This window comes from Jannaschia sp. S6380, from assembly GCF_023015695.1.
GTDB lineage: Bacteria > Pseudomonadota > Alphaproteobacteria > Rhodobacterales > Rhodobacteraceae > Jannaschia.
Genome location: NZ_JALKAS010000001.1, coordinates 1,196,778 through 1,222,874 on the forward strand (window position 1 = coordinate 1,196,778; position 26,097 = coordinate 1,222,874).

The following is a 26,097-nucleotide window of genomic DNA, read 5'->3' on the forward strand; positions in this document are numbered from 1 at the left end:
GCGCGGACGTCCTCATGGCTCTAGCACCCCACCGGATTGCGGGGCGAAGTTGCAGTCCCCGGTGACGGCGGCGGGTCGGACCGCCGACCTTTCCGACAGGGTCACGCGGAAGTAGCGCGGGGCCTCGGTGCCCGGTCCGGAAATGCCGGGACGGATCGAAAGCCCCTCGATGAAACCGCCACCGTCCCTGAGGTAGAGACCCTGCCGGTACCTCTCGAACTCCTGCATCCGCCGGCCACTGCCGAAGGCGAAGAAGAGGCGCTCCGAGTCGTCGATGAAGATCCGCCCCGTGACCGACCTCCTATTTCCATCGGCCCCCGGCATCTCGAAGCGGCAGACGTGAAGATCGCCGCTGCCCTGCGCCATCGCGGGCCGGTCGGCGGCCAGCAACAGCAGCGCCGGCAGCGCCAGGAACAGTCGTCTGAGCGTGGAGGTCGGCATCCGGCGTTCTCACTCCCCTCGTCCGAGGTGGGTATCGGGTCGGGGCGGCGCGGACGCCGCCCCGGATGGCTCAGGCCGCGATCACTCGCCCATGCGGTACCAGTCGGCGATGTTCCACAGCTCGCTGTCCCAGACGTTCAGCTTGATGCCGCCCAGGTCGTTGGCGTGGGCCGACAGGCGGCCGCGGTGGACCAGCGGGATCATCCCGCCGCGCTGCACGATCATGTCGTTGAGCTGCTTGGCGATCTCGGCGCGCGCCTCGATGCCCGAGGTCTTGGCCAGTTCCGCCCAGAGCGCGTCGTACTCCTCGTCGCAGAAGCGCGAGATGTTCTCGCCCTGCCACTGCGTCGCGGGCGTCGGCGCCTTGTCGCACAGGCCGTTTGCCAGATAGGCCTGCGGGTCCGTGCCGTTGAAGGTGTTGGCGTACATCTCCACGTCGGCATAGAACTTCTGGAAGGTGTCGGGCGAACCCGCGTCCCCGCCGAAGAAGACCGAGCCCGAGATGTTGCGAAGCTCGACCGCGAAGCCGATCTCCTCCCACCATTCCTTGATCAGCGCCTGGAAGTCCTGGCGAACCGCGTTGGTCGAGGTCTGGTAGAGCATCCGCAATTCGACGCCGTCCTTCTCGCGCACGCCGTCACCGTCGCTGTCGACCCAGCCGGCCTCCTCCAGCATGGCCTTGGCGCCTTCGATGTCCTGCGTGGAGCAATCCATCGACGTCGAGGCGAAGACCTCGGGGGCGGGCACCCAGTTGCAGCCGACCTTGCCGGCCTGGCCATAGCCGATCTCGACCAACAACGGCCGGTCGATGGCCATCGACAGCGCCTGATACACCGCCGGGTCGCTGAGGAACGGATGCGGGCGGATCACCGAGCGTTCGTCGGGGCCGAGCGCCGGATCGGGGTTGGTGTTGTTGAGCATGATCCGCTCGACCAGGGGGCCGAAGCCCGCGACCGGCGTGCCGAGGCCGCCCGCTTCCATCTGAGCGACGACGTCGGGCGCAAGCTGCAGGTTCCAGGCATAGTCGAACTCGCCCGTCTGCATGACCGCGCGGCCCGCCGCCTCGGCGTCGCCACCGCCCTTGAAGTTGACGGATGCGAAGGCCGGCTTGCCCTCCTCGCGGTAGTTCGGGTTGGCGGAATAGGCGATCACGTCGTTGGTGCGGAACTCGTCCACAACGAACGGGCCGGTGCCGATCGGGCCGAAATTCTCGTCGGTGCAGGTCGAGGCCGCCGCGCCCACGCAATTCTCGAACTGCGCCTTCTGCAGGATTGGGCTCTCGCCGCCGGTGAAGGCGGTGTAGGGATAGGGCGTCGGTTCCTTGAAGTTGATGACGACGGTCAGGTCGTCGGGCGTCTCGATGTTCTCGACCGACTCGAACTTGGTGATCTGCGCACAGCCGCCTTCGGGGTTGGTGCAGTAATCATAAGTGAACTTCACGTCCGCGGAGGTGAACGGCGTGCCGTCGGACCAGGTGATCCCCTCCTTCAGCTTCCAGGTCATCTGCGTCAGGTCTTCGCTGATCCCGCCATTCTCGACCGTCGGGATTTCCGCGGCGAGCCAAGGCTGGATCGTGCCGGTCTCGTCGAAACGGGCCAACGGCTCCAGGATCAGCGAGGCGGCCTCCACGTCCTTGGTGCCGCCCGACAGGAACGGGTTCAGGGTCGACGGGGCCTGCCAGTAGATGATGCTGACCTCGCCGTCGCGTCCACGCTCGCCCTCGTGGCCGTCGGCATGAGCCATCGGCGCCAGGACGAAGCTCGCGGCCGCGCACATCAGGGCTGACTTGGTGTTCATGTTCGTACTCCTTGTTGGGTGCTCGATCCCTCGCCGGGGACCTCTGTTCGCGCGGGTCGAGCCGCGTCTTGCACGGGTTTCCCCGTATCCTTTGCGGACGCGTCGTGCAGGTGGCACGCCGCCCAATGCCCGGGCCGGACCTCGCGGAAGGCGGGGTCGACGGTCCGGCAGATATCCATCACCTTAGGGCATCGCGTGCAGAAATTGCAGCCCTCGGGCGGGTTCGCGGGGCTGGGCACGTCGCCCTGCAACACGATCCGGTCGCGCTTCTGCCCGGCCTTGGCGGGGTCGGGTTCGGGTACAGCCGACAGCAGCGCCTCGGTATAGGGGTGCAGGGGTTCGGAATAAAGCGCGTCACGCGGCGCCAATTCGACTACCTTGCCCAGATACATGACCGCAACTCGGTCGGCGATGTGGCGCACCATCGAAAGGTCGTGGCTGATGAATAGGTAGGTCAGGCCAAGGCGGTCCTGCAACTCCTCCAGCAGGTTCACCACCTGTGCCTGGATCGACACGTCGAGTGCGGCGATCGGTTCGTCGCAGACGATGAACTTCGGGTTCAGCGCCAGCGCCCGGGCGATGCCGATCCGCTGCCGCTGCCCGCCCGAGAATTCGTGCGGGTAGCGGTTCACGAAGGCCCGGTTCAGCCCCACCTGATCCATCAACTCCTCGACCCGTGCCCGCCGGTAGGCGCGCGACATGCCGGAATGTTCCGTCAGCGGCTCGCCGATGATCGACCCCACCGTCATGCGCGGGTTCAGCGAGGCCTGCGGATCCTGGAACACCATCTGCATCGTGGGGCGGATGTCGCGCAGCGCGTCCTGCGTGCCCGCGCCGATGGATCGTCCGTCGATCGTGATCTCGCCGCCCGTGATGTCGTAGAGCCGCAGGACGGCGCGCCCGCAGGTGGACTTGCCGCACCCGCTCTCGCCCACCAGGCCCAGGGTCTCGCCCTCCAGGATGTCGAAACTGACGCCGTCGACGGCCTTCACCGCGCCAACCTGCCGTCGCAGAAGGCCGGCATAGATCGGAAAGTGCATCTTCAGGTCGCGGACCTGCACCAGCGGCTTCATGCGACCGCCTTTCCGCTGTGCGCCAGGGGGTGGAAGCAGGCGACGTCGTGACCTGGGGCCACCACCTCCCGCACGGGGTTTTGCGCATGGCACCGGTCGAAGGCCAGCGGACAGCGGTCGCGGAACGGGCAGGCGTCGGGTGCCGCGCCCAGGATCGGCGGCTGCCCGTCGATCACCTGCAGCTTCTCGGCCCGTTCGCCGGAAACGGAAGGGATCGTCTTGAGAAGCGCGCGCGTATAGGGATGGCGCGGGTCGTTGAACAGCGGATGGACAGGCGCCTGTTCGACCACCTGGCCGCCATACATGACCAGCACCCGGTCCGCGATGCCCGCGATCACGCCCAGATCATGCGTGATCCAGACGATCGCCATGCCGAGGCGCCCGCGCAGATCCTCGATGATCTCGAGGATCTGCGCCTGGATCGTCACGTCGAGGGCGGTCGTCGGCTCGTCCGCGATCAGGACCTTCGGATCGCAGGCCAACGCGATGGCGATCATCACCCGCTGCCGCATTCCGCCCGAGAACTGGTGCGGATAGTCCGACAGGCGCCCCGCTGCGCCCGGAATGCCGACCAGTTCCAAGAGTTCGACCGCGCGGGCCTTCGCCTGCTTCTTGTTCAGCCCCATGTGCCGCCGGATCGGCTCCATGATCTGGAAGCCGACGGTGAAGACCGGGTTCAGCGACGTCATCGGATCCTGGAAGATGAACCCGACCTCGCCGCCGCGCACCTCGCGCAGTCGCGCGGGCGACGCCTTGAGCAGATCCTCACCGTCCAGCAGGACCTCGCCCGCGCGCACCTCGGCCGGCGGGCTGGGCAGAAGGCCGATCAGCGACATCATCGTCACCGACTTGCCGGACCCGGACTCGCCCACCACGCCCAGCAATTCGCCGGGTTTCACGTCGAAGCTGACGGAGTTGACGGCATGGACCTCGCCGCCGCGCGTGCCGAAGACCGTGTGCAGGCCACGCACGTCCAATACGTTTCGGGCGGCGCCGTCTTCGGGCCTGTCCCGGGTGTCGCCATCCGGCATCCACCACTCCCTGTCGTTCCCGCGCCCACGGGGCACGTCCCCGGCGGATCGTTCGCGCCCGCCATCTTGCGTGCACGCTAGCAGACCGGGATCATCCCGCAAGCCGTTTGCCCGATCCGCGGGCGATCCCGTGTATCCGCCCGTTTCCCGGGCACCTCGGCTTGACCTTCGCCCAAGCCCGCAGCACGGATGGGTACGGAGGCACCATGACCCTGACCCCGATGACCCTGACCGCGCGACAGATCATGGAACGGCTCGTGGCCTTTCCCACGGTCAGCCGCGACTCGAACCTCGCGCTGGTGGATTGGGTCGAAGACTACCTCGCGTCCCATGGGGTAAGCGCCCGACGGGTCTATGATGCGACCGGCGGCAAGGCCGCGCTCTATGCCAATGTCGGGCCGAAGGTTGCGGGCGGCGTGGTCCTGTCGGGCCATACCGACGTGGTTCCGGTCGACGGCCAGGACTGGACCTTCGAGCCCTTCGCCGTGACCGAGAAGGACGGCCGGTATTACGGTCGCGGCACCTGCGACATGAAGGGGTTCGACGCGCTGGCACTCGCCATGGTGCCCTATGCGCTGGAACGCGGCGTTTCGCGGCCGCTGCAGATCGCACTCAGCTACGACGAGGAGGTGGGCTGCGTCGGCGCCCCGCCGATGATCGACGACATGGTGACCCACCTGCCCCGCGCCGCCGCCGCCATCATCGGCGAGCCCTCGATGCTGCGCCCGGTGACGGGCCACAACGCATCGACCATCACCGACATCCATGTCCACGGCTACGAGGTCCACTCCTCGAAACTGCCGCAGGGCGTCAGCGCCATCCACGAGGCGGGGCGCATCCTGCAATGGGTGAACGACTGGAACGCGAAGATCTGGGCCGAAGCGCCGGACCCGATCTCGGCCATGTTCGACCCGCCGCACACGACCACCCATGTCGGCATGATCCAGGGTGGCACCGCGCACAACATCACGGCGAAGGACTGCACCTTCAAGCTGGGCTTCCGCGTGCCCGCGGGCGACGACATCGACCGGCACCATGCCGCGCTGTCGTCTTTCCTGACCGAACTCGACGCGGACCTGCGGGCGCGGCACCCGGAGGCCGGCGTGACGTGGAACACCGCGCTCGGCGTACCCGGCCTGAAGCCCGAGACCGACGGCGCCGCCGAGGCCCTGATACGACGCGTCACCGGCGACAACGGCACGCATGTCGTCACCTACGGCACCGAGGCAGGCCAGTTCCAGGAACGCGGCTATTCCGCCGTCGTCTGCGGCCCCGGCGACATCGCGCAGGCGCACCAGCCCGACGAATGGATCGCCGTGGACCAGTTCCGCAAGGGCGAGGCCTTGCTGCGGCGCGTCGTCGACGGATTGGTCGACTGATGGAGGAGGATGCCGAATCCGGCGTCGAACAGGTCGATGCCGATCCGGGGCTGATCTTCGAGAAGATCGACGCATGGGTGGACGGATTCTTTCGACTGTTGCCCAACCTGGTCGTGGCCCTCGTGGTTCTGGCCATCGTCGTGGCGATCGGGCTGGCCGTGCAATGGGGCGCCAGGCGGTCCCTGCGCGGGCGCCAACGCGAGGATCTGGGCGCCGTCATGGGCAGCCTGGTCAAATGGGCCATCTGGATCTCGGGCGGGATGCTGGCCCTGACCATCGTGGTGCCGTCGATCCGGCCCGGCGACCTGATCGCGGGCCTGGGCATCGGCTCGGTCGCCATCGGCTTCGCGTTCAAGGACATCCTGCAGAACATGCTGGCCGGGATCCTGATCCTGATCCGGCAACCGTTCGAGGTTGGCGACCAGATCGTCGCCGGCCCCTACGAGGGAACAGTCGAACACATCCAGACCCGCGCCACGCTGATCCGAACCTATGATGGCCGCCGCGTCGTCATACCGAATTCGGACGTCTACACCGACGCCGTGACCGTCAACACCGCCTTCGGCGCGCGCCGCAGCCAGGCCGACTTCCCCATCGCGCTCTCCGACGACTGGCCCCGGGGCGTCGAGGTCGCGCTGGACGCCGCGCGGAGTGTCGATGGCGTGGTTTCGGACCCGTCGCCGGATGCGCAGGCGCTGGAGATCGGCGACCTGTCCAAGGTCATCCGCGTCCGCTGGTGGACCGATCCGACGCAGGCCGAGGTCGTCCACACCGGATCGCGCGTCCGCCTCGCGGTCGAGGGCGCGCTGCGCGACGCGGGCTTCACCATTCCGCGCCGGACCGATCTACACCTGGACGGGCTTCCGAAAGACCCGTGACCCCTTGCGGCCCCGCCGGCGCGCGCGCAGCATGAACGCCGAAGGAGACCCCATCATGCCCGTCAAGAACCGTTTCGCCGAACTGCTGCCCGAAATCACCGCCTGGCGCCGCGACCTGCACGAGAACCCCGAGATCCTGTTCGACACGCACCGCACCAGCGGCATCGTCGCGGACAAGCTGCGCGAATTCGGATGCGATGAGGTGGTCGAGGGGATCGGTCGCACCGGCGTCGTGGGCGTGATCCGGGGCCGACAGGACGGCGACAAGGTCATCGGCCTGCGCGCCGACATGGACGCCCTGCCGATCCATGAGCAGACCGGCAAGGAATACGCGTCCAGGACCGCGAACGCGATGCATGCCTGCGGCCATGACGGCCATACCGCGATGCTGCTGGGTGCGGCGAAATACCTGGCCGAGACGCGAAACTTCGCGGGAACGGTCGTGGTCATCTTCCAGCCCGCCGAGGAGGGCGGCGGCGGCGGCAAGGAGATGTGCGACGACGGCATGATGGACCGCTGGAACATCCAGGAGGTCTACGGGATGCACAACTGGCCCGGCAAACCCGTGGGTCAGTTCGCCATCCGCCCCGGCGCCTTCTTCGCCGCGACCGACCTGTTCGAGATCGAGCTAGAGGGCAAGGGCGGTCATGCCGCCAAGCCGCAGGAGGTGGTGGATACGGGTCTGATGACGGCCCACCTGATCACCGCGTTGCAAAGCATCGTGTCGCGCAACGCCGATCCGGTGGATCAGATCGTGGTGTCCGTCACGTCGATGGAATCCTCCTCGAAGGCTTTCAACGTCATCCCGCAACGCGTTGAACTGAAAGGAACCGTCCGCACGATGTCGCCCGGCATGCGCGACCTGGCCGAAAAGCGTATCCAGGAGATCAGCGCCGGCATCGCGGCCACCTTCGGCGGCACCGCGAAAGTCGGGTATCACCGCAACTACCCGGTTATGGTGAACCACGAGGAGCAGACGCAGTTCGCCGCCGAGGTCGCGAAGGCCGTCTCGGGCGGATGCGAGGATGCACCGCTGGTCATGGGCGGCGAGGATTTCGCCTTCATGCTGGAGGAACGGCCCGGCGCCTATATCCTGGTAGGCAACGGCGAAACCGCTCCGGTGCACCACCCCGAATACGACTTCACCGACGACGCGATCCCCGCCGGATGTTCCTGGTGGGCCGAGGTGGTCGAACGGCGGATGCCCGCGGCCTGATCCCTGCGTCTCTCCAGCCGGAGGACGGGCATGGCGGAACGCGCTTCCCCTTCCTCTGGCGTCAAATACCTCGGGGTCCGGGGCTGGCCCCGGTCCGGCGTTCAGGTCTCGCGCAATGCCCGGCGCATGACCTTGCCCGTCGCCGTCATCGGCAGCGCATCGACGAACCGTACATCGCGCGGCGCCATATGCGGGCTCAGCCGCGCGCGGACCCAGTCGATCAGATCCGCGGCCAGCGTCTCGGAACGGTCGGGCGCGACGACGAAGGCCGTCACCGCCTCGCCCCGGTCCGCATCCGGCAGACCGACGACCGCGCAGGTCACGACATCGGGATGCGCCACGAGACAGGTCTCGATCTCCGCCGGGCCAATGCGGTAGCCGGACGATGTGATCACGTCATCGTCACGGCTGACATATGTGATCACGCCACCCTTCTCGACCCGGCCCAGATCGCCGGTGCGGAGCCACCCCGCGCGCCATTTCGCCGCCGTATCTTCGGGCTTGTTCCAGTAGCGCAAGAAGGTCGCGGGCGACCCCTTTGCGCAAATCTCGCCAACGTTTCCGGGCGCGACCGCATGGCCGTCTTCGTCCTGCACCTCGACTTCTACCCCGGGGACCGCGCGGCCCAGCGTTCCGGAAATGACGTCCTGTGTTCCCGCGCATGACGCCATCACGAGGTTGCATTCCGTCTGGCCGTAGATCTCGTTGATCGGCGCGCCGAGCGCCTCCCGCCCCCAATGCAGCAGGCCGGCACCCAGGGCCTCGCCTCCCGACATGACCGCGCGCAGGGTCAGCCCGTCCGGCGGATCGGTCCGACGCAGCATCTTCAGCGCGGTGGGTGGCAGGAACGCCGCCGTCACCCTTTCGGCGGCCATTAGGTCCCAGGCTTCCCGCGGATCGAACTTGCCGAACCGCTTCGCGATCAGCGGCACGCCGAACCACAGGCACGGCATGGCCAGGTCCATCAGTCCGCCGATCCAGGCCCAATCCGCCGGCGTCCAGCCCACATCGCCGGGTCGGGGGAACCCTTCCAGCGCCGTCTCGACGCAAGGCAGATGCCCGAGCAGGAACCGATGCGCGTGCAGGACACCCTTGGGCGTGCCGGTCGTGCCCGACGTGTAGATCATCATCGCGGGGTCATCCGCCGCCGTGTCGCAAGTCAGGACCGGACCGCCGTCCGGCAGGTCGTGCAGATCGTCTACATCGATCCGGAGGCCCAGGTCCGGCAGGTCCAGCCCGGTCAGACGGGCCGCGCCGTCGGCATCGCAGAGGATCGCGCGGGCGCCGGAATCGCGCAGCCTGTATTCCAGCGCCTCGGGGCCGAACAACGTAAACAGCGGCAGCGACACGGCCCCCAGCTTCATCGCCGCGAAATGAGCGACCATGACTTCGGCACGTTGCGGCAGCAGGATCGCGACCCGGTCGCCGCGTCCCACGCCGCCCCGCGACAATGCATTGGCCAGCCGGTTCGACATCCGATGAAGTTCGCCATAGGTCCACGCACGGCGGCCCCGTGACAGATCGACGATGGCGGCCCTGTCCGGCTCCCGCTCGGCCCAGACATCGCAGCAGCCCGCCGCGATGTTGAAGCGTTCGGGGATGGACCAGCGGAACGACGCGCGCATCTCCTCCCAGGGGGCGAGGCGCGCGATCGTGCGTCGCATCAACCCGCGCGGGCCAAGGTGACCGGGTGCAGACCCGCCAGCGGAAGGCCCAACGCCTGCAGCGCCGAAAGCGAGATCTGCGGCCCGCCGTCGGACCCGAGCGGGCGAAGGGTGACGGCGATCGCCTCGCCATCGCCGGTGCGTACCGTGCCCGGCGCCTCGGCCGAGACGAGATCCGACTTGACCCAGAGCCCGCCATCCGTCGGGTCGCCCAGGGCCACGGTGACCTGACCCAGTTCGCCCCCCGCAGGTGCCGCGGCCGCCGCGGCGCGTGCCTCGTCCTTCTCGGCCTCGGATACCGTGTCGAGCGCGGCCGCCGACGTGGACGGCCCCTGCAGCACGGCCGCGGGCGACGCGGATGAGGCGGGTGCAGGCGCGACCGGGGCCGGCTCCGGCGCCGTCTCGGCTGACCGGTTGCCGAACGGAAGCTGCGCGCAGGCGGCGAGCATCAGGGGCAGGAACAACAGGATACGGGACATCGGCGGCGACTTTCGCAGGTGACGGTCGGCCCCATCCTAGCGCGCGTCACGCCGGTGTCAGCCCCACTTGTGGCGCCGCTCCGCGGGGCGTAGCGTTTGACGATGACCGCACCGCTGATCGACCCCTTCGCCCGCCGGATCGACTACCTTCGGGTGTCGGTCACGGATCGCTGCGACTTCCGCTGCACCTATTGCATGGCGGAGCACATGACCTTCCTTCCGAAGAAGGAGCTTCTGACGCTGGAGGAGTTGGACCGGATGTGTTCGGCCTTCGTCCGGCTGGGTGTCCGCAAGCTTCGCATCACCGGGGGGGAGCCGCTGGTCCGCAAGGGGATCATGACATTCTTCGACGGCATGTCGCGACATCTCGGCTCCGGCCTGGACGAGCTGACGCTGACCACGAACGGCAGCCAGCTCGACCGCTTCGCACAGCCGCTCTGGGATGCGGGGGTGCGGCGGATCAACGTCTCGCTCGACACGCTGGACGACGCCAAGTTCAAGGCGATCACCCGCTGGGGATCGCTCGAAAAGGTCCGGCGGGGGATCGCGGCGGCGCAGGCCGTCGGCATGCGGGTCAAGATCAACGCGGTGGCGCTGAAGGGCTTCAACGAGGACGAGTTGTTCGACCTGCTTGCATGGTGCGCGGTTGAAGGGATGGACCTGACTTTCATCGAGGTCATGCCGATGGGCGACATGGGCGAGGTGCAACGCCTCGACCAGTACTGGCCGCTGAAGGATTTGCGCGCGCGGCTGGCGGGGCGGTTCACGCTGACCGACCTGGCGCATCGCACCGGCGGGCCGGCGCGATACGTGCGGGTGGAGGAAACCGGCCAGCAGGTCGGCTTCATCACGCCGCTGACTCATAACTTCTGCGAAAGCTGCAACCGCGTGCGTGTGACCTGCACGGGCGAGCTTTACATGTGCCTGGGGCAGGAAGACATGGCCGACCTGCGTGGGCCGTTGCGAGCGTCCGAGGCGGATGGCCCGCTGGAACACGCGATCCGCGCGGCGATCGCGCGGAAGCCCAAAGGACACGATTTCGACTATTCACGACAGGCGGTCGCCGGTCAGGTCACGCGGCATATGAGTCATACGGGCGGATAATGGACCATTTCATCAAGCTGATCCTGCTGCGTCACACCAAGTCGGACTGGACGGACCCGTCCCTGCCCGACCGGGAGCGGCCCCTGAACGAGCGCGGTCGGTCCGCGGCCGCCAAGATGGGCGAGTGGCTGCGGTCGCGGGGTCACCTGCCCGACCTCGTCCTGTGTTCCGATGCCCGACGCACGCGCGAAACGCTGGAGGGCCTGGGTCTTCCCGAAACGCAGACGGAATATCGTCCCGACCTCTATCTGGCCGATGCCGAGACGATCCTGTCGCTGGCCCGGGCGCAGACGGTGGGCTGCGTGTTGATCGTGGGTCATAATCCCGGCATCGGTGCAGCCGCCGAAATGGCCTGCACCACGCCCCCCGTCGCGCCGGAGTTCACCCGCTATCCGACCGGCGCCTGCACCGTGGTCGAGATCGACGGGGAGCCGGGCCGCTGGCTCGACTTCGCCACGCCGCGCGATCCATGACCCTCAGACCGGCAGGGCAACGGTCGACTTGATCTCCTCCATCGACAGGAGCGCGGTGACGTTGAACACCCGCACCTCCGATATCAGCGCCTGGTAGAACACGTCATAGGCGCGGGCATTGGCGACGCGGACCTTCAGGATGTAGTCGATCTCCCCCGCAAGCCGGTGCGCCTCCTGCACCTCCGGCCGGGCGCGAAGGGCGGCGAGGAACTTGGCCTGCCAGGCGGACTCGTGCTCGGACGTGCGGATGAGGACGAAAAAACAGGCTTCCAGTCCAAGGGCTTCGGGGTCGAGGATGACGGTCGTGGCCCCCATCACACCCGCCTCGCGCATCTTGCGGATGCGGTTCCAGACCGGGGTTTTCGACGACCCGACCTGACGCGCGATCTCGTCCAGCGATTGCCCCGCATCGGCTTGCAGTGCGCGAAGGATCTTCCGATCCAGATCGTCCAGTCGGGCAGCCATTCGCGTTTTCCCTCTTCTTCGGAACATCGTCCCATTGGATGACGATTAGCAGATCGAACGTCCCTGTTACCAGCCGCCCCCTGTCGGAATACCGGAACGATGTTCTATATCTGACGCAAGACAGTCGGAGCCGCGCCATGAACCATTTTCCCGTCTTCCTGGCCCTCGAAGGGCGGCGCGTCCTGGTCGCGGGCGGTGGCGATGCGGCGGTGGCCAAGCTGCGGCTGCTGCTGAAGACCACGGCCCGGATCACCGTCGTGACGAAGTCCCCCGCCCCCGAGATCGCCGCCTGGGCCGCCTATGGCCGCCTGACCCTGATCCGCCGCGCGCAGGAGCCGGGCGACGCGCTCTGCTGCGTGATCGCCTATGGCGCGCATGAGGATGCCGCGCTGGATGCCCGGACCCTGCGCCTGGCTTCCGCCGACGGCGCATTGGTCAATATCGTCGACAACCTGGAGGCGTCGCAGTTCATCACCCCGGCCATCGTCGACCGCGACCCGGTCGTCGTCGCCATCGGAACGGAGGGCGCGGCCCCCGTTCTGGCCCGAAAGATCAAGGCGGAGCTGGAGGCATCGCTGCCGGCGCAGCTCGGCCTGCTCGCCCGGATCGGCAAGGGCTTCCGCCGCGCTGCCGATGCCTTGCCAATGGGTGCGGTACGCCGTCGGTTCTGGGCCGCGTATTACGACCAGGCCGGTCCGCGCGCCGCCGAGGCAGGCGAGGATGCGATCCGCGCGACGCTGGACGACCTGCTGAAGACGCATCTGGCCGCCGAGACCCGGCCCGGCCATGTCGACCTCGTCGGTGCGGGACCGGGCGATCCGGAACTGCTGACGTTGAAGGCGCGCAACGCGCTCGACCGTGCCGATGTCGTGATCCATGACCGGCTGGTGGCCCCGGCGATCCTGGAACTGGCCCGCCGCGAGGCGATCATCATCGACGCCGGCAAGGAGGGGTTCGGCCCCTCCACCCCGCAGGAAGACATCAACGCGCTGCTGGTGCGGCACGGTCTGGACGGCAATCACGTCGTTCGCCTCAAGTCCGGCGACCCGACGGTCTTCGGACGATTGGACGAAGAGATCGAGGCGCTGGATGCGGTCGGCCTGTCATGGACCATCGTGCCCGGCATCACCGCCGCCTCCGCCGCCGTGGCTGGCATCGGACAGAGCTTGACGAAGCGTGGCCGCAACGGTGCCGTCCGCTTCCTGACCGGACACGACATGAAGGGGTTCGCGGACCAGGACTGGACGGCCCTCGCCCGACCGGACGCCGTGGCGGCGATCTATATGGGCAAGCGCGCGGCCCGGTGGATGCAGGGCCGGCTGATGATGCACGGTGCCGCGCCCGCGACGCCTGTGACCATCGTCGAAAACGCCAGCCGCCCCGATCAGGCGATCCATGCCGCGACGCTTGGCACCCTGCCCGACAGCCTGTCTGACGTTGGCGGCCCGGCCGTCCTTTTGCACGGCCTCGCCCCGCGCGCCGCTGCCCACGCCATCGAGACACGGGAGATCGCGCTATGAGCCGCCGCCCCTTCACCCCCAAGGTCGTCACCGCCAACCTGCTGCGCGAGGGCGACGTCGTCTATCTGACCGCGCGCGACGAATGGGTTCGGACCCTGTCCAGGGCCGAGTTGATCGAGGACGAGGCCATCGCCCAGCTTCGCCTGCTGGATGCCGAGCGCCAACCCGAGATCGTCGTCGGCGCCTATCTTGCGGATGTGAAGGCCGGACCCGACGGCCCGGAGCCGCTGCATTTCCGCGAGGGGTTCCGGGCCACCGGTCCCTCCAACTACGCCCACGGCAAGCAGGCCAACACGTCCCTCAAGGCGGAGTCCTGAGATGTATCACTACGACGATTTCGATCGCGCCTTCCTCGCAACCCGCAACGCGCAATTCCGCGCGCAGGTGGAACGCCGCCTCGATGGCAGCCTGACCGAGGACGAGTTCAAGCCGCTGCGCCTGATGAACGGGGTCTATTTGCAACTGCACGCCTATATGCTGCGCGTGGCAATTCCTTACGGGACGCTTTCGTCCAATCAGATGCGCGTGCTGGCCGAACTGGCCGAGCGGTGGGACAAGGGCTACGGCCACTTCACCACGCGTCAGAACATCCAGTACAACTGGCCGAAGCTGGTCGACATTCCCGACATGCTGGACCGTCTGGCCGATGTCGGGCTGCACGCGATCCAGACCAGCGGCAACACGATCCGCAACGTGACGGCCGACCATTTCGCCGGCGCCGCCGACGACGAGGTCGCAGATCCGCGCCCGGTGGCCGAGCTGCTGCGCCAATGGTCGACCGATCACCCGGAATTCCAGTTCCTGCCACGCAAGTTCAAGATCGCCGTCACCGGCAGCTCGAACGACCGTGCCGTGACCCGCGCGCACGACATCGGGCTGGTGATGAAGGATCTGGACGGCCAGGTCGGGTTCGAGGTGCTGGTCGGCGGCGGTCTGGGCCGCACGCCGATGATCGGCAAGACCCTGCGGGACTTCCTGCCCAAGGCCGACCTGCTTCCGTTCGTCGAGGCGATCGTGTCGGTCTACAACCGGTTGGGCCGGCGCGACAACAAGTACAAGGCCCGCATCAAGATCACCGTCCACGAGACCGGGATCGACGCCATCCGCGACCAGGTGGAAGCGCGGTTCGCCGAGTTGCGGCCGCTGTTCACGGGGGTCGATCAGGACCTGCTCGCCGGGATCGAGGCGCAATTCGCGCCGCCCGCGTTCCGTCCGTCTTCCGCCCTGCCGCCGGTGCTCGATCCGGTGCTGCAAAGCTGGCTCGACACCAACGTCACCGACCACCGGCGGGCGGACCATGCGGTCGTGACCGTCTCGCTCAAGGCGCATGGCGCCACGCCGGGCGACGCGACGGCCGACCAGATGCGCCTGATGGCGGACATCGCGGAGCGCCACGCCTACGGGGAACTGCGCATCAGCCACGAGCAGAACGTCATCCTGCCGCATGTCCGCCGCGCCGACCTGCCCGCCATCTATGCCGCCTTGCGGAATGCGGGCCTCGGCACCGCGAATGTGGGGCTCGCGTCGGACATCATTGCCTGCCCCGGCATGGATTACTGTGCGCTGGCCACCGCGCGCTCGATCCCCGTCGCGCAGAAGATCGCCACGCGGATCGACGAGATGGGCGTGGAGCACGACATCGGCGCGCTGAAGATCAAGATATCGGGCTGCATCAATGCCTGCGGGCACCACCATGTCGGCCATATCGGGATCCTGGGCCTCGACCGCGCGGGGGTGGAGAACTATCAGATCACGCTGGGCGGCGACGGAACCGAACGCGCGACCATCGGCGAACGCGCCGGGCCGGGCTTCGCCTATGACGAGATCGTGCCCGCCGTCGAACGCCTGGTCCTGGCCTATCTCGACCTTCGCGACGCACCGGACGAAACCTTCCTCGACGCCTATCGCCGCCTCGGCCCCGCGCCGTTCAAGACCGCCCTCTATCCGCAGGAGAAGCGCGATGCCGCTTGATGCCCACGCCCTCGTCGCCGCCCGCGCGGCGACCCTGAACGCCGACCTCGTCGGCTCCGGCCCGCAGGCGATGCTGGACCGGACATTGCGCGACGCGCGCCTGGGCGACATCGCGCTGGTGTCGTCCTTCGGTGCCGAATCCGTGGTCCTTCTGCACATGGTGGCGCAGGTCGACCGGGCGACGCCGATCCTGTTCCTGGAGACGGGGATGCTGTTCGCCGAGACCCTGGCCTATCAGCGGCAGGTGGCGGACGACCTGGGCCTGACCGATATCCGCGTGATCCGGCCCGACAACACCGACCTGTTCCTGCATGACCCCGAGGGCGACCTGCATGGCCGCGACCCGGACACATGCTGCGCGATCCGCAAGACCAAGCCGCTGGAGCTTGCCTTGCAGGAGTTCGACGGCTGGATCACCGGGCGCAAGAGGCACCAGACCGAGGACCGCGCCGACCTGGTCCCGTTCGAGGTCGAGGTCGGCAAGCTGCGCATCAACCCGCTGGCCGATTGGACACCCGCCGACATCGCAGCGCATATAGACGCCCACGACCTGCCCCGTCATCCGCTCGTGGCGCAGGGCTTCGCGTCGCTCGGCTGCGCACCCTGCACGACCAAGGTGGCGCCGGGCGAGGACCCGCGCGCGGGCCGGTGGCGCGGACGTCAGAAGACCGAATGCGGCATCCATTTCGCCGGAGGCCGCGTCTGGCCCACCGCACCACGAGGATAGCGCCATGCCCATCGTGACCGATACGGGTTTCGCGCCCGACGACCTGAACGCGTGCTTTGCGCCCTCGGACGCGCTGCCGGCGAATGGCCCGCTTGCCGTCGATATCGCGCCCGACGCCGACCTGGACCCTTTGCTGGTCCGGCTGCCGGAGGTGACGGCGATCCGCGTCGCGTTCCCGTCCTTCGCCGATGGGCGTGGCTTTACCGTCGCGCGCGTGCTGCGGCGGGCGGGGTTTGCCGGGCGCCTGCGCGCGGCCGGCCACGTCATCGCCGACCAATACGCCATGGCCCGCCGGGCCGGTTTCGACGAGGTCGAGATCGACGACGCCCTTGCCGCGCGCCAGCCTGAGGATCAGTGGCTCGCCCGCGCCGATTGGCGGGCGCACGACTATCAGGATCGTCTCGGCCGCCGCCGCGACGCCCGGCCGCAAGCCCCCGCCTAGAATCTCCCGCGACAAATCCATAGAGGTGCGGCCGACGCCGCAATCGAAGCCATGAACCAGATGACCGCCACGCCGACCGCCGCCCCCGTCCTGCCCGATGCCCAGACCGTGACGTCCGTGACCCACTGGACCGACAGGCTGTTCAGCTTCCGCGTCACGCGGCCCGCCTCGCTGCGCTTTCGGTCGGGCGAGTTCGTGATGATCGGGTTGATGGGCGACCCGGACCCGAAGACCGGGCGGCAGAAGCCGATCCTGCGGGCCTATTCCATCGCCTCGCCTGCCTGGGACGACGAGTTGGAGTTCTATTCGATCAAGGTTCAGGACGGCCCTCTGACGTCGCGGTTGCAGCATATCCAGCCGGGCGATCAGATCATCCTGCGCCCCAAACCCGTGGGCACGCTGGTCCACGACGCGCTCCTGCCCGGCAAGCGGCTTTGGTTCTTTTCCACCGGCACCGGGTTCGCGCCCTTCGCCTCGCTCCTGCGCGAACCGGAGACGTGGGAAAGCTATGACGAGGTCATCGTGACCCATACCTGCCGCGAAGTGGCGGAACTGGAGTATGGCCGGCGCCTGATCGCGGACCTGCGGCGGGACGAACTGATCGGGGAGTTGATCGGCGACAAGCTGAAATACTATCCGACCACAACACGCGAGACGTCGCCCGTGATGGGCCGGATCACCGACCGGCTACGCGATGGCAGCGCTTTTGCCGATCTCGGCGTCGATGGCATTGCCCCCGAGACGGACCGCGCGATGGTCTGCGGATCGCTCGATTTCAACGTCGAGATGAAAGAGGTCCTGGAGGGGTTCGGCCTTGAGGAAGGCGCGAACTCCGATCCCAAGCACTACGTCGTCGAAAAGGCATTCGTCGGCTGAACCGCCAGGGACATTCCGCCTGAGGGAGGCGGGAACGACCGGAAAACGCATGATAAAAAGGCCGCGCGGGTATGTCCCACGCGGCCCTTTATCGGGTCATTCGCGTATCACTCGGTCACAAGGCGGTTCTGCAACTGCTCGATGATGCCCGAGATCAGCTCGGGATTGTCGCGCGCGCCTTCGATCCCCGTGCGGAGGGTCTGCTTGGTCACGGCGTTCAGGTCCGACTCGTCGACATAGATCAGGAGGGCATCGGCATCGAAGCCTTCCTCCGTCAGCAGCGTATCGAGATCGGCCTCGCCGGCGGCGGCATCGCCCTCGACGGGTTGGATCGCGACGGTGCCAGTCGTGACGTCGGCTTCGGTGCCTTCGACTTCGCCGTCCAGTCCTTCGATCGCGACCTCGTCGGTCGCCTCCTCGATGGCGTCGCCCGTGGCCTCGACCGCGTCGCCGGCGGCATCGGCCGTGGCTTCCGCGGCTCCCTCGACCGTCTCGGCGGCATCTTCCACCGCTTCGCCCGTGGCGTCGGCTGCGTCGTCCAAGGCCTCGCCGGTGGCGTCGGCCGCATCGTCAACGGCCTCGACCGTCGCGTCAACCGCGTCGCCGGTCGCCTCGGCCGCATCGTCCGCGGCTTCGGCCGTGGCATCGGCCGCGTCGTCGACGGCCTCGGTGATCGGAACGGTCGTCTCCGTCACCTCACCCTCCGCGTCGGCGGCGATATCGGGGGCTTCCTCGGTCAGGGGAACGGTCGTTTCCACGACGTCGCCCTCGGCCTCCTCGGTGCCTTCCAGCGCGGCCTCGGCCTCCTCCTCGGTCGGCAGGTCGACATCGGCGCCTTCCACGACTGCCTCGGTGTTGGTCTCGGGCTCCAGATCGGGGGCGGGCTCGACGACCACGACCTCGGCATCGTCGACGACTTCCTCCTCGGTTACCAGCGGACCGTCGACGGGGGCATCCGCGACCTCGCCGGCCTCGTCGAAGCGGCCGATGACGATCCAGGCCAGGACGGCCACGACGAGGACCGCGAGCCCTACGATCAGATTTCGCGACATGGGTAATCTCCTTCATGCGGTTGTGCGTGCCCGGCCCTTGAACCAGTGCCATCGCAGGTTCAATCCGAAACACCCCCCGGTTGTTCCCCGGGGCAGGCGACCGCCGCTTCCGGCTTGAAGAAACGAATGGCTGCGGCTACGTAGTTGCCCTGTCAGCAACGTCCCTGGAAGGACCACGACCATCGCCCGAAGACCACACAACGCGCCCCCGCAGCGCGACACCGGACCCCGCGTCAACGACCGCATCCGCGCCGTCGAGATTCGCCTGATCGGCGCCGATGGCGAAAACGTGGGCGTCGTCAGCCCCGCCCGCGCCCGCCAGCTGGCCGAGGATGCCGGCCTCGACCTTGTCGAGATCAGCCCGAACGCGACGCCGCCCGTCTGCAAGATAATGGATTTCGGCAAGTTCAAGTACGAGACCCAGAAGAAGGAATCCGAGGCGCGCAAGAAGCAGAAGATCATCGAGGTGAAGGAGGTGAAGTTCCGCCCCAACACCGACACGCATGATTACGACGTCAAGATGCGCAACGTCTTCAAGTTCCTGGAGAACGGCGACAAGGTGAAGGTCACCCTGCGCTTCCGCGGCCGCGAAATGGCCCACCAGAACCTGGGCCGCGAACTTCTGGAACGGGTCGCCGACGACACCAAGGAAATCGGCAAGGTCGAGAACTTCCCCAAGATGGAAGGCCGGCAGATGGTCATGATGATCGGCCCGACCCAGCGCTGAACCACCAGCATATCGAACCGACACGCGGGCGCGCCTTGATGCAGATCAGGGCGCGCCCGCTGCGTTTTGCGCAGTCTTCCAACCGTTGAAAGCCGGAGGATGACATGCCGTTCGAGACGATCCTGCTGAGCTATGACGGCTCGCCCCATGCGCGGCGCGCGCTCGACGCGGCCGTCGAACTGGTCCGGGCGACGGGCGCCGACCTGCACGTGGTCAGCACGCCCGAACCCGCCATGCCCGCCATCGTGGTCGCGCCCTACGGGGATATCGCCACGATGCCGTTGACCGAGGAACAGATCGAAGAGGCCGCCGCGGCCATCCGCGAAGATGTGCTGGCCGCGGCGCGGGCGGCGGGCATCGCCGAGCCCGACCTGCATGTTCGGCGCGGCGATCCGGTGGCGAATGCCATGTCGGTCGCCGACGCGACGGGCGCCGATCTGATCGTGATGGGACGGCGCGGGCTGGGCGCCTTGGGCTCGCTCGCGCTCGGGTCGGTCAGCCAGGCGATCACGCACCGCGCCAGATGCGCCTGCATGACCGTCATCTGACCATCAGCCGGCCGCCTTCACCGCCCGGGCCGTCATCACGCCGACCAGATGTGCCCGATAGGCCCCGTCGCCGTGCAGGTCCGAGATCATGCCGCCGGCGTCCGGCGCGGCAAGGGAACGGACCGCGTTTTCGGACCAGTCGGAAGCCAGTGCCTTCTCCGCCTCGGTCCAGCGGAACACGCCGTCCGACGACGCGCCGGTGATCGCCACCCGCACCCCGTCCGAGAACTTTGCCACGAAGGCCGCGACCAGCGGGAAGCGGCTGGCGGGCTGGATGAACTTTTCATAGGCGGCGCGTTCGGGCACGGGGAATTTCACCTCGGTGACGATCTCGCCCTCTTCCAATGCGGTCGTGAACATGCCCTGGAAGAAGTCTCCCGCCGCGATCTCCCGGTCGTTGGTCACGATCGTCGCGTTCGAGGCCAGCGCCCCCGCCGGATAGCAGGCCGACGGGTCGTTGTTGGCGAGCGAGCCACCGATCGTTCCGCGCGCCCGCACCGCCGGGTCGCCGATTCGCCCGGCCAGAGAGGCAAGCGCCGGATAGCTGTCGGCGCAGCCCTTCTGCACTTCGGCATGGGTCGTGCCGCCGCCGATGCAGATTCGTCCGTCATCGTCGGTGCAGATGCCGCGGATCTCGTCGATGCCGGACAGCGCCACCAGGGTTTCGGTCATCGCAAGCCGTGCCTTCATCGTCGGCAGCAGCGTCTGCCCGCCGCCCAGCGCCTGCGCGTCTTCGCCTTTCAGGGCGGCGACGGCATCCTGCAGGGTCGACGGCTTTACCAGTTCGAACTCATACATCGTCTCTCTCCTCAGGCCGGTCCGCCGACCGTTCGGTCGTGGGTTGTGTTGGAACTATGCGCCGCGGGCTGCGCCGATCCCTGGTTCGCGGTGCCGCCCTGCATCGCATGCCAGACCCGCGCGGGCGTCAGCGGCATGTCGATATGCGGCACGTCGTGCCCCCCCGAATGCAGCGCGTCGATCACGGCGTTCACGACCGAAGGCGGTGATCCGATGGCCCCCGCCTCGCCGCAGCCCTTCACGCCGAGCGGGTTGTGGGTGCAGGGCGTCTGGCAGGACGAGTCCACCTGGAACATCGGGAAGTCATGCGCCCGCGGCATGGCGTAATCCATGTAGCTGGCCGACAGGAGCTGCCCGTCCGCGTCATAGGCGCAATTTTCCAGCAGGGCCTGCCCGATCCCCTGGGCCAGCCCGCCATGGACCTGCCCCTCGACGATCATCGGGTTGACCACATTGCCGAAATCGTCGGCCGCGGCGAAAGCCACGACGTCGACCTTGCCGGTCTCGGGGTCCACCTCCACCTCGCAGGCATAGGCGCCGGCGGGATAGGTGAAGTTGTTCGGGTCGTAGAACGCCGTCTCCTCCAGCCCGGGCTCGATATCCTCCAGCGGATAGTTGTGGGGCACGTAGGCCGCGAGCGTCACGTCGCCCCAGGCCACGGACTTGTCGGTGCCCGCAACGGTGAACTTGCCGTCCTTCAGTTCGATATCCTCGTCCGACGCCTCCATCAGGTGCGCGGCGATCTTGCGGGCCTTGGCGATGATCTTCTCGGTCGCGCGATAGATCGCCGACCCGCCCACGGCCAGCGATCGCGAGCCATAGGTACCCATGCCCATCGGCGTGTTGGCGGTGTCGCCATGCACGATCTCGACCTGATCCTCGGGGATTCCGATCATGTCGGCCACGACCTGCGGGAAGGACGTCTCGTGCCCCTGCCCGTGGCTGTGGCTGCCGGTCATCACCACCAGCCCGCCGGTCGCGTTCACGCGGACCGTCGCCGACTCGTAGAGCCCTGCCCGCGCGCCGAGCTGGCCGACCAGGTGCGACGGCGCGATGCCGCACGCCTCGATATAGGAATTGATGCCGAGGCCGCGCAGCTTGCCGCGGGCCTCGCTCTCCTGCCGCCGCGCCGCGAACCCGTCGCGGTCGATCATCGACAGCAGCTTGTCCATCGTCGCGTTGTAGTCGCCGGTGTCGTATTCCACCGCGACCGGCGTGGCATAGGGGAACTCGGTCACGTAGTTTTGCCGCCGCAACTCGACCGGATCGACGCCCAACTCGCGCGCGGCCTTGTCGATCACGCGTTCCAGCTGGAACGTGGCCTCGGGCCGGCCTGCGCCGCGATAGGCATCGACCGGCACGGTGTTGGTGAAGACCGCCTTCACGTTCACGTATATCACAGGCGTCTTGTAGTTGCCCGCCATCAGCGTGCCGTGCAGCCAGGTCGGCACCGATGGCGCGAAGGTCGACAGATAGGCGCCCATGTTGGCATGCGTTTCCGTGCGGATCGCGGTGAAGTTGTGGTCGGCGTCCAGTGCCAGTTCGATCCGGGTGACGTGATCGCGGCCATGCGCGTCGGACATGAAGGCCTCGCCCCGCGTCGAGGTCCACTTGACCGGACGCTCCAGGGCCTTGGCGGCGAAGGTGCAGAAGGCTTCCTCCGCGTAATGGAAGATCTTGGTGCCGAAGCCCCCGCCCACGTCCGGCGCCACGACGCGCAGCTTGTGCTCGGGAATGCCGAGGACGAAGGCCCCCATCAGCAGGCGGATCACATGCGGGTTCTGCGACGTGGTGTAGAGTGTCGACTCGCCGCTGTGCCCGGCATAATCGCCCACCGCCACGCGCGGCTCCATCGGGTTTGCGATCAGGCGGTTGTTGACCAGCTCCAGCGTGGTGACATGGGCAGCCTCGGAAATCGCCTTGTCGACCGCCTCCTTGTTCTCCTGCACGAAGCCCCAATCGTAGCAGAGGTTCGACGTCAGGTCGTCATGCACCTTGGGCGCACCTTCGGCCAGCGCGGACTTCATGTCGATGACGGCGGGCAGATCCTCGGTCTCGACCACGATGGCCTCGGCGGCGTCACGGGCCTCCTCGCGCGTTTCGGCCACGACCGCGGCGATCGGGTCACCGACATGGCGCACCTTGCCCTCGGCCAGGATCGGGTGCTTGGGCTCCTGCATGGGATTGCCGTCGATCGAGGTGATCTGCCAGCCGCAGGGCATGCCGCCCACACCTTCGAAATCCTTCGACGTGAAGACCCGGATCACACCCGCCATCCCCTCGGCAGCAGACGTGTCGATCGACTGGATCCGCCCATGCGCCACGTCCGAGCGCAGGAAAACGACATGCGCCTGCCCGGCCACGTTGATGTCGTCGGTATAGCGGCCCTTCCCGGTCAGAAATCGAACGTCCTCGCGCCGCTTGGGGCTGGCGCCAATTCCGGTGTCCTTGGGCATATCGTGGTCCTCCCTGGGCGGCGCGCCGCCGGTTGTCTCGTGGTGGGGGCGCGGCTCCTCCCTTCCGCGCCCCCGCGGGGTCGATGGCAGCCTCAGCGCCCGCCCCCGTTTCCGCAGGCGTCAGTCCGGCCGCTGATGCAGGCCGAAACGTGCCCCCCGCGGGTCCTTGCAGGTCGCGAAGCGACCCAGCGGGCCGGCATTCTCGATCCGGCCCATCAGTGTTCCACCCAGTTCCGCGACCCGCGATGCCGCCGCGTCGATGTCGGGGACCGCAAGATTGGGCACGACGCAAGGCGCATCCCCGCCATTCAGCCCGACCTGCCGCGCGCCATCCTCGAAATAACCTGCGCCCGCATCGTCCATCGCGACCCAGGGCCAGTCGAACAGCGCGCCGAAGAACGCCTTCGCCGCCGCCGGGTCGTCGCTTCCGATCTCGATGAAGTCGGGTGCGGTCATGCTATTCCGCCGCCACCGGCGCGACGTCCTGCCCCGAGGCCGCCATCACCGCCTTGACGATGTTATGGTAGCCCGTGCAGCGGCAGATATTGCCCTCGAGATAGTGGCGGACCTCGGCCTCGGACGGCTTCGGGTTCTCCTTCAGAAGGGCCGCCGCCGACATCACCATGCCCGGCGTGCAGAAGCCGCATTGCAGCCCGTGATAGTCCTGGAACGCCTGCTGGATCGCACTCAGGCTGCCATCGGTGCCCGCCATCCCCTCGATCGTCGTGACCTCGGCGCCGTCGACCTCCTGCGCGAGGACGGTGCAGGCCTTGACCGGTTCGCCGTCCAGATGGACGACACAGGCACCGCATTGCGACGTATCGCATCCGACATGCGTACCGGTCAGGCGCAGCCCCTCGCGCAGCCAGTCGACCAGCAGGGTCCGGCCCTCGGCCTCGGCACTGCGGGGCTTGCCGTTCACGGTCATGGTGACCTTGCTCATCATCTCGTCCTCCCTCGTCCCGCGATCAGTCAAGCACAGGACCGACCACCGGGAAACCTCAATTTTTCCCATGACTCCCGCTGGGGCGCATCGGGTCACGCAGCTGGGGCCGGGTCGGGATTTCCTTCAGCAGGCCCCCGACCCCCATCGCCGCGATCTCCGCATCGGTGACCGGAATGCCGCAGATCGCCCGCTCCAGGATCCAGTCGGCCCCGTTCAGCGCGGGGGACCGCGCACAGCCCGGCAGGCCGACCACATGCGCGCCGTCCAACTTCCCCAGCATCATGAGGTTGCCCGGATCGACCGGCATCCCGAACCGCGTGACCGTCCCGTCCGCGCGGCGCAGCGCGGCCGGCGCCACGTCGCCCAAGTCCGACGTGGCCGAGGCGGTCAGGATCAGCCGCAGCGGCGCATCCACCCGTTGCAGGGCCGCCGCCAACGGCGCGACGTCATGGGGCACCTCGTGCACGTCGCAGGCGACCCCCATCCGGTCGAGGCGCGTGGTCACCGCGGCGGAGGCCGTAGCGCCGCCCGGCAGCGTCGTGACGATCAGCGCCGCGCGCCCGATCACCGGCGGGCACAGCGACAGCGCGGCGGTGGCCGCGGCCATCGCCTCCGCCAGCCGGTCGGCCCCGACGGCGTAGGAGATGATCTTGACGGTCGCTGCCATGGTCCCCGCCGCCACCCGCTGCCAGGGCGGCAGGGTCGCGATGGTGATCAGCGGGTCGACGACGTTGGCCGCGGTGATCGCCGCGCCGTCCACGGCCAGGATGCCCGGCCCATCGGCATGAAGGTTCGCCCGCCCCGTCGCAGCCTCACGCACGGTCAGGCCGCGCCCGGCCAACGCGTGGGCGAGACGGGCAGCGGCCGCGTTCTCCGGCACGTCGCCGGGATCCAGCCGGGCGACGGTGACCCGGGTCAGACCGGCCCCGCGCAGCCGATCGATCGCATCGCGGGTCAGGATCTTACCCTTGCGCAGACGACCGTCCGGCAACGCGACCGAATGGGCCAGCACGGCCCCCTCGGCGCGATCCAGGGGGACGGGTCCGAACCTCATGGCTGGCGCAGGGCACGGGTCATGGCGGCCAGGATCGCCACCGCGATCTCGCCCGGTGTCCTCGACCCGATATCCAGGCCGATAGGCGCGTCGATCCGCGCGATCCGCTCGGGCGCGACGCCGGCCTGGGTAAGGCGGTCCACCCGCTTGGCATGGGTCCGCGTCGACCCCAGGGCGCCCACATAGAAAGCCGCGCTTTCCAACGCGACTGTCAGGGCCGGGTCGTCCAACTTGGGGTCGTGCGTCAGCAGGACGACGGCCGTGCGCGCATCCGGCGAAAGCGCCGACATCGCGGCGTCGGGCCAGTCATGGGTCAGCGCGGTGTCGGGAAAGCGGGCCGTCGAGGCGAAGGCCTCGCGCGGGTCGATCACCGTGGGCGCGTATCCCGCCAGCCGTGCCATCGGCACCAGCGCCTGGGCGATATGGACGCCGCCCACCACGATCAGGCGCAAGGGCGGTGCGTGCAGCGTCACGAAGGTTCGGCCGTCGGGCGCGAAGGCCGACCGGTCCTCGCGCAGGTGGTCGGCGACATCCTCGGTCAGATGCGTGGCGCCGGTTTCGATATCGATCACTTGCCCGACGGCCACCCCACTGCCCCGCGCGGCGACAAGATCGGCCAGGACATCCGGGGGCAGCGTGCCGCCCACCGGCTCCAGCAGGATGCGGATCGTCCCGCCGCAGGCCAGGCCCACGGCAAAGGCTTCGTCGTCGCTGACGCCGTATTCCAGCACCCGGTGCCGACCGTCCGCGAGCGCGTCCATAGCTTCGGCCACCACCGCACCCTCCACGCACCCGCCCGAGACGGAGCCGACCAGCTCCGCCTCGCCCGAGATGGCGAGCTGCGCGCCGCGCGGCCGGGGGGCGCTGCCCCAGGTTTCGATCACCGTGGCCAGGACCGCGCCTTTGCCGGCACGATGCCAGTCGAGCGCGGCGGCGGGCGCGTCGTCGAGTGCGGACATGAATAGACCCTCCGCCGATCA

Annotated in this window: 27 protein-coding genes; 13 read left to right on the top strand and 14 right to left on the bottom strand. The window is 68.1% G+C overall.

The window, feature by feature from the left end; genetic code table 11:
- Positions 1 to 12: 12 nt before the first annotated feature.
- From MWU52_RS06170 to MWU52_RS06185, 4 genes are all read right to left on the bottom strand, one after another.
- Positions 13 to 441 (bottom strand): hypothetical protein, encoded by a 429-nt coding sequence (locus MWU52_RS06170; protein ID WP_246950345.1) that lies wholly within the window; start codon positions 439 to 441, stop codon positions 13 to 15.
- Positions 442 to 522: 81 nt separating this feature from the next.
- The gene (locus tag MWU52_RS06175) at positions 523 to 2,238 is read right to left on the bottom strand and encodes a peptide ABC transporter substrate-binding protein (protein WP_246950346.1); all 1,716 of its coding nucleotides are present in this window, start codon (positions 2,236 to 2,238) and stop codon (positions 523 to 525) included.
- Positions 2,235 to 3,311: an oligopeptide/dipeptide ABC transporter ATP-binding protein gene (locus MWU52_RS06180; protein ID WP_281493912.1), complete on the bottom strand. Its 1,077-nt coding sequence runs from the start codon at positions 3,309 to 3,311 to the stop codon at positions 2,235 to 2,237. The genes MWU52_RS06175 and MWU52_RS06180 overlap by 4 nt, the downstream gene beginning before the upstream one ends.
- Entirely contained in the window at positions 3,308 to 4,342 is a 1,035-nt protein-coding gene (locus MWU52_RS06185) for an ABC transporter ATP-binding protein (protein WP_246950347.1), read from the bottom strand. Before MWU52_RS06185 ends, MWU52_RS06180 begins: the two co-directional genes overlap by 4 nt.
- A 206-nt stretch (positions 4,343 to 4,548) precedes the next feature.
- Here MWU52_RS06185 and argE point away from each other — a divergent pair, with 206 nt between their 5' ends.
- Genes argE through MWU52_RS06200 form a run of 3 tightly spaced genes read left to right on the top strand, consistent with a single transcriptional unit; the run spans position 4,549 to position 7,815 of the window.
- Positions 4,549 to 5,721, top strand: coding sequence for an acetylornithine deacetylase (gene argE / locus MWU52_RS06190; protein WP_246950348.1), 1,173 nt, complete (start codon positions 4,549 to 4,551; stop codon positions 5,719 to 5,721).
- On the top strand, positions 5,721 to 6,599 hold the full coding sequence (locus tag MWU52_RS06195) for a mechanosensitive ion channel family protein (protein ID WP_246950349.1): 879 nt from the start codon (positions 5,721 to 5,723) through the stop codon (positions 6,597 to 6,599). The genes argE and MWU52_RS06195 overlap by 1 nt, the downstream gene beginning before the upstream one ends.
- 55 nt (positions 6,600 to 6,654) lie before the next feature.
- The gene (locus MWU52_RS06200; protein ID WP_246950351.1) at positions 6,655 to 7,815 is read left to right on the top strand and encodes a M20 aminoacylase family protein; all 1,161 of its coding nucleotides are present in this window, start codon (positions 6,655 to 6,657) and stop codon (positions 7,813 to 7,815) included.
- A 101-nt stretch (positions 7,816 to 7,916) separates the two neighbouring features.
- Here MWU52_RS06200 and MWU52_RS06205 read toward each other — a convergent pair whose 3' ends face one another.
- Together MWU52_RS06205 and MWU52_RS06210 are read right to left on the bottom strand one after the other, a co-directional pair.
- Positions 7,917 to 9,479, bottom strand: a complete 1,563-nt coding sequence (locus MWU52_RS06205; RefSeq protein ID WP_246950353.1) for an AMP-binding protein — start codon at positions 9,477 to 9,479, stop codon at positions 7,917 to 7,919.
- A complete protein-coding gene (locus tag MWU52_RS06210) occupies positions 9,479 to 9,958 on the bottom strand; it encodes a hypothetical protein (protein ID WP_246950354.1) in 480 nt (159 codons plus the stop codon). The genes MWU52_RS06205 and MWU52_RS06210 overlap by 1 nt, the downstream gene beginning before the upstream one ends.
- A 102-nt stretch (positions 9,959 to 10,060) precedes the next feature.
- On the opposite strand from MWU52_RS06210, the gene moaA reads away from it, so the two are divergent.
- Together moaA and MWU52_RS06220 are read left to right on the top strand one after the other, a co-directional pair.
- Positions 10,061 to 11,062: a GTP 3',8-cyclase MoaA gene (gene moaA / locus MWU52_RS06215; protein WP_246950356.1), complete on the top strand. Its 1,002-nt coding sequence runs from the start codon at positions 10,061 to 10,063 to the stop codon at positions 11,060 to 11,062.
- Positions 11,062 to 11,535: a histidine phosphatase family protein gene (locus MWU52_RS06220; protein ID WP_246950358.1), complete on the top strand. Its 474-nt coding sequence runs from the start codon at positions 11,062 to 11,064 to the stop codon at positions 11,533 to 11,535. The genes moaA and MWU52_RS06220 overlap by 1 nt, the downstream gene beginning before the upstream one ends.
- Before the next feature lie 3 nt (positions 11,536 to 11,538).
- Here MWU52_RS06220 and MWU52_RS06225 read toward each other — a convergent pair whose 3' ends face one another.
- Positions 11,539 to 12,000 (bottom strand): Lrp/AsnC family transcriptional regulator, encoded by a 462-nt coding sequence (locus tag MWU52_RS06225; protein ID WP_246950360.1) that lies wholly within the window; start codon positions 11,998 to 12,000, stop codon positions 11,539 to 11,541.
- A gap of 137 nt (positions 12,001 to 12,137) precedes the next feature.
- On the opposite strand from MWU52_RS06225, the gene cysG reads away from it, so the two are divergent.
- From cysG to MWU52_RS06255, 6 genes are read left to right on the top strand one after another with little or no spacing between them, the layout of a single operon-like run.
- A complete protein-coding gene (gene cysG / locus MWU52_RS06230) occupies positions 12,138 to 13,520 on the top strand; it encodes a siroheme synthase CysG (protein WP_246950362.1) in 1,383 nt (460 codons plus the stop codon).
- Positions 13,517 to 13,837, top strand: coding sequence for a DUF2849 domain-containing protein (locus MWU52_RS06235; RefSeq protein ID WP_246950364.1), 321 nt, complete (start codon positions 13,517 to 13,519; stop codon positions 13,835 to 13,837). The genes cysG and MWU52_RS06235 overlap by 4 nt, the downstream gene beginning before the upstream one ends.
- A 1-nt stretch (position 13,838) precedes the next feature.
- Entirely contained in the window at positions 13,839 to 15,491 is a 1,653-nt protein-coding gene (locus MWU52_RS06240) for a nitrite/sulfite reductase (protein WP_246950365.1), read from the top strand.
- The gene (locus MWU52_RS06245; protein WP_246950366.1) at positions 15,481 to 16,218 is read left to right on the top strand and encodes a phosphoadenylyl-sulfate reductase; all 738 of its coding nucleotides are present in this window, start codon (positions 15,481 to 15,483) and stop codon (positions 16,216 to 16,218) included. The genes MWU52_RS06240 and MWU52_RS06245 overlap by 11 nt, the downstream gene beginning before the upstream one ends.
- 4 nt (positions 16,219 to 16,222) lie before the next feature.
- Complete coding sequence (locus MWU52_RS06250) at positions 16,223 to 16,660, top strand: DUF934 domain-containing protein (protein WP_246950367.1); 438 nt, start codon at positions 16,223 to 16,225, stop codon at positions 16,658 to 16,660.
- A 60-nt stretch (positions 16,661 to 16,720) separates the two neighbouring features.
- Positions 16,721 to 17,536 (top strand): ferredoxin--NADP reductase, encoded by an 816-nt coding sequence (locus tag MWU52_RS06255; protein ID WP_246950368.1) that lies wholly within the window; start codon positions 16,721 to 16,723, stop codon positions 17,534 to 17,536.
- Positions 17,537 to 17,643: 107 nt separating this feature from the next.
- Here MWU52_RS06255 and MWU52_RS06260 read toward each other — a convergent pair whose 3' ends face one another.
- Complete coding sequence (locus MWU52_RS06260) at positions 17,644 to 18,588, bottom strand: hypothetical protein (protein WP_246950369.1); 945 nt, start codon at positions 18,586 to 18,588, stop codon at positions 17,644 to 17,646.
- A gap of 181 nt (positions 18,589 to 18,769) precedes the next feature.
- On the opposite strand from MWU52_RS06260, the gene infC reads away from it, so the two are divergent.
- On the top strand, positions 18,770 to 19,315 hold the full coding sequence (infC, locus tag MWU52_RS06265) for a translation initiation factor IF-3 (RefSeq protein ID WP_246952781.1): 546 nt from the start codon (positions 18,770 to 18,772) through the stop codon (positions 19,313 to 19,315).
- Positions 19,316 to 19,419: 104 nt separating this feature from the next.
- Complete coding sequence (locus MWU52_RS06270) at positions 19,420 to 19,863, top strand: universal stress protein (protein WP_246950370.1); 444 nt, start codon at positions 19,420 to 19,422, stop codon at positions 19,861 to 19,863.
- Between the two features lie 3 nt (positions 19,864 to 19,866).
- Here MWU52_RS06270 and MWU52_RS06275 read toward each other — a convergent pair whose 3' ends face one another.
- The 6 genes from MWU52_RS06275 to MWU52_RS06300 form a co-directional block, all read right to left on the bottom strand.
- Positions 19,867 to 20,661: a xanthine dehydrogenase family protein subunit M gene (locus MWU52_RS06275; protein WP_246950372.1), complete on the bottom strand. Its 795-nt coding sequence runs from the start codon at positions 20,659 to 20,661 to the stop codon at positions 19,867 to 19,869.
- Between the two features lie 11 nt (positions 20,662 to 20,672).
- Positions 20,673 to 23,117 (bottom strand): xanthine dehydrogenase family protein molybdopterin-binding subunit, encoded by a 2,445-nt coding sequence (locus tag MWU52_RS06280; protein ID WP_246950373.1) that lies wholly within the window; start codon positions 23,115 to 23,117, stop codon positions 20,673 to 20,675.
- A 120-nt stretch (positions 23,118 to 23,237) separates the two neighbouring features.
- Complete coding sequence (locus MWU52_RS06285) at positions 23,238 to 23,573, bottom strand: VOC family protein (RefSeq protein WP_246950374.1); 336 nt, start codon at positions 23,571 to 23,573, stop codon at positions 23,238 to 23,240.
- 1 nt (position 23,574) lies between these two features.
- The gene (locus MWU52_RS06290) at positions 23,575 to 24,060 is read right to left on the bottom strand and encodes a (2Fe-2S)-binding protein (protein WP_246950376.1); all 486 of its coding nucleotides are present in this window, start codon (positions 24,058 to 24,060) and stop codon (positions 23,575 to 23,577) included.
- 58 nt (positions 24,061 to 24,118) lie between these two features.
- Positions 24,119 to 25,117 (bottom strand): molybdopterin-binding protein, encoded by a 999-nt coding sequence (locus MWU52_RS06295; RefSeq protein ID WP_246950377.1) that lies wholly within the window; start codon positions 25,115 to 25,117, stop codon positions 24,119 to 24,121.
- Complete coding sequence (locus MWU52_RS06300) at positions 25,114 to 26,076, bottom strand: XdhC family protein (RefSeq protein ID WP_246950378.1); 963 nt, start codon at positions 26,074 to 26,076, stop codon at positions 25,114 to 25,116. Before MWU52_RS06300 ends, MWU52_RS06295 begins: the two co-directional genes overlap by 4 nt.
- Positions 26,077 to 26,097 lie beyond the last annotated feature (21 nt).

Bases quoted from the DNA above. Each gene is read 5' to 3' on its own strand.
- MWU52_RS06170 (WP_246950345.1), bottom strand. From the start codon at position 441: ATGCCGACCTCCACGCTCAGACGACTGTTCCTGGCGCTGCCGGCGCTG.
- MWU52_RS06175 (WP_246950346.1), bottom strand. From the start codon at position 2,238: ATGAACACCAAGTCAGCCCTGATGTGCGCGGCCGCGAGCTTCGTCCTG.
- MWU52_RS06180 (WP_281493912.1), bottom strand. From the start codon at position 3,311: ATGAAGCCGCTGGTGCAGGTCCGCGACCTGAAGATGCACTTTCCGATC.
- MWU52_RS06185 (WP_246950347.1), bottom strand. From the start codon at position 4,342: ATGCCGGATGGCGACACCCGGGACAGGCCCGAAGACGGCGCCGCCCGA.
- argE (WP_246950348.1), top strand. From the start codon at position 4,549: ATGACCCTGACCCCGATGACCCTGACCGCGCGACAGATCATGGAACGG.
- MWU52_RS06195 (WP_246950349.1), top strand. From the start codon at position 5,721: ATGGAGGAGGATGCCGAATCCGGCGTCGAACAGGTCGATGCCGATCCG.
- MWU52_RS06200 (WP_246950351.1), top strand. From the start codon at position 6,655: ATGCCCGTCAAGAACCGTTTCGCCGAACTGCTGCCCGAAATCACCGCC.
- MWU52_RS06205 (WP_246950353.1), bottom strand. From the start codon at position 9,479: ATGCGACGCACGATCGCGCGCCTCGCCCCCTGGGAGGAGATGCGCGCG.
- MWU52_RS06210 (WP_246950354.1), bottom strand. From the start codon at position 9,958: ATGTCCCGTATCCTGTTGTTCCTGCCCCTGATGCTCGCCGCCTGCGCG.
- moaA (WP_246950356.1), top strand. From the start codon at position 10,061: ATGACCGCACCGCTGATCGACCCCTTCGCCCGCCGGATCGACTACCTT.
- MWU52_RS06220 (WP_246950358.1), top strand. From the start codon at position 11,062: ATGGACCATTTCATCAAGCTGATCCTGCTGCGTCACACCAAGTCGGAC.
- MWU52_RS06225 (WP_246950360.1), bottom strand. From the start codon at position 12,000: ATGGCTGCCCGACTGGACGATCTGGATCGGAAGATCCTTCGCGCACTG.
- cysG (WP_246950362.1), top strand. From the start codon at position 12,138: ATGAACCATTTTCCCGTCTTCCTGGCCCTCGAAGGGCGGCGCGTCCTG.
- MWU52_RS06235 (WP_246950364.1), top strand. From the start codon at position 13,517: ATGAGCCGCCGCCCCTTCACCCCCAAGGTCGTCACCGCCAACCTGCTG.
- MWU52_RS06240 (WP_246950365.1), top strand. From the start codon at position 13,839: ATGTATCACTACGACGATTTCGATCGCGCCTTCCTCGCAACCCGCAAC.
- MWU52_RS06245 (WP_246950366.1), top strand. From the start codon at position 15,481: ATGCCGCTTGATGCCCACGCCCTCGTCGCCGCCCGCGCGGCGACCCTG.
- MWU52_RS06250 (WP_246950367.1), top strand. From the start codon at position 16,223: ATGCCCATCGTGACCGATACGGGTTTCGCGCCCGACGACCTGAACGCG.
- MWU52_RS06255 (WP_246950368.1), top strand. From the start codon at position 16,721: ATGACCGCCACGCCGACCGCCGCCCCCGTCCTGCCCGATGCCCAGACC.
- MWU52_RS06260 (WP_246950369.1), bottom strand. From the start codon at position 18,588: ATGTCGCGAAATCTGATCGTAGGGCTCGCGGTCCTCGTCGTGGCCGTC.
- MWU52_RS06270 (WP_246950370.1), top strand. From the start codon at position 19,420: ATGCCGTTCGAGACGATCCTGCTGAGCTATGACGGCTCGCCCCATGCG.
- MWU52_RS06275 (WP_246950372.1), bottom strand. From the start codon at position 20,661: ATGTATGAGTTCGAACTGGTAAAGCCGTCGACCCTGCAGGATGCCGTC.
- MWU52_RS06280 (WP_246950373.1), bottom strand. From the start codon at position 23,117: ATGCCCAAGGACACCGGAATTGGCGCCAGCCCCAAGCGGCGCGAGGAC.
- MWU52_RS06285 (WP_246950374.1), bottom strand. From the start codon at position 23,573: ATGACCGCACCCGACTTCATCGAGATCGGAAGCGACGACCCGGCGGCG.
- MWU52_RS06290 (WP_246950376.1), bottom strand. From the start codon at position 24,060: ATGAGCAAGGTCACCATGACCGTGAACGGCAAGCCCCGCAGTGCCGAG.
- MWU52_RS06295 (WP_246950377.1), bottom strand. From the start codon at position 25,117: ATGAGGTTCGGACCCGTCCCCCTGGATCGCGCCGAGGGGGCCGTGCTG.
- MWU52_RS06300 (WP_246950378.1), bottom strand. From the start codon at position 26,076: ATGTCCGCACTCGACGACGCGCCCGCCGCCGCGCTCGACTGGCATCGT.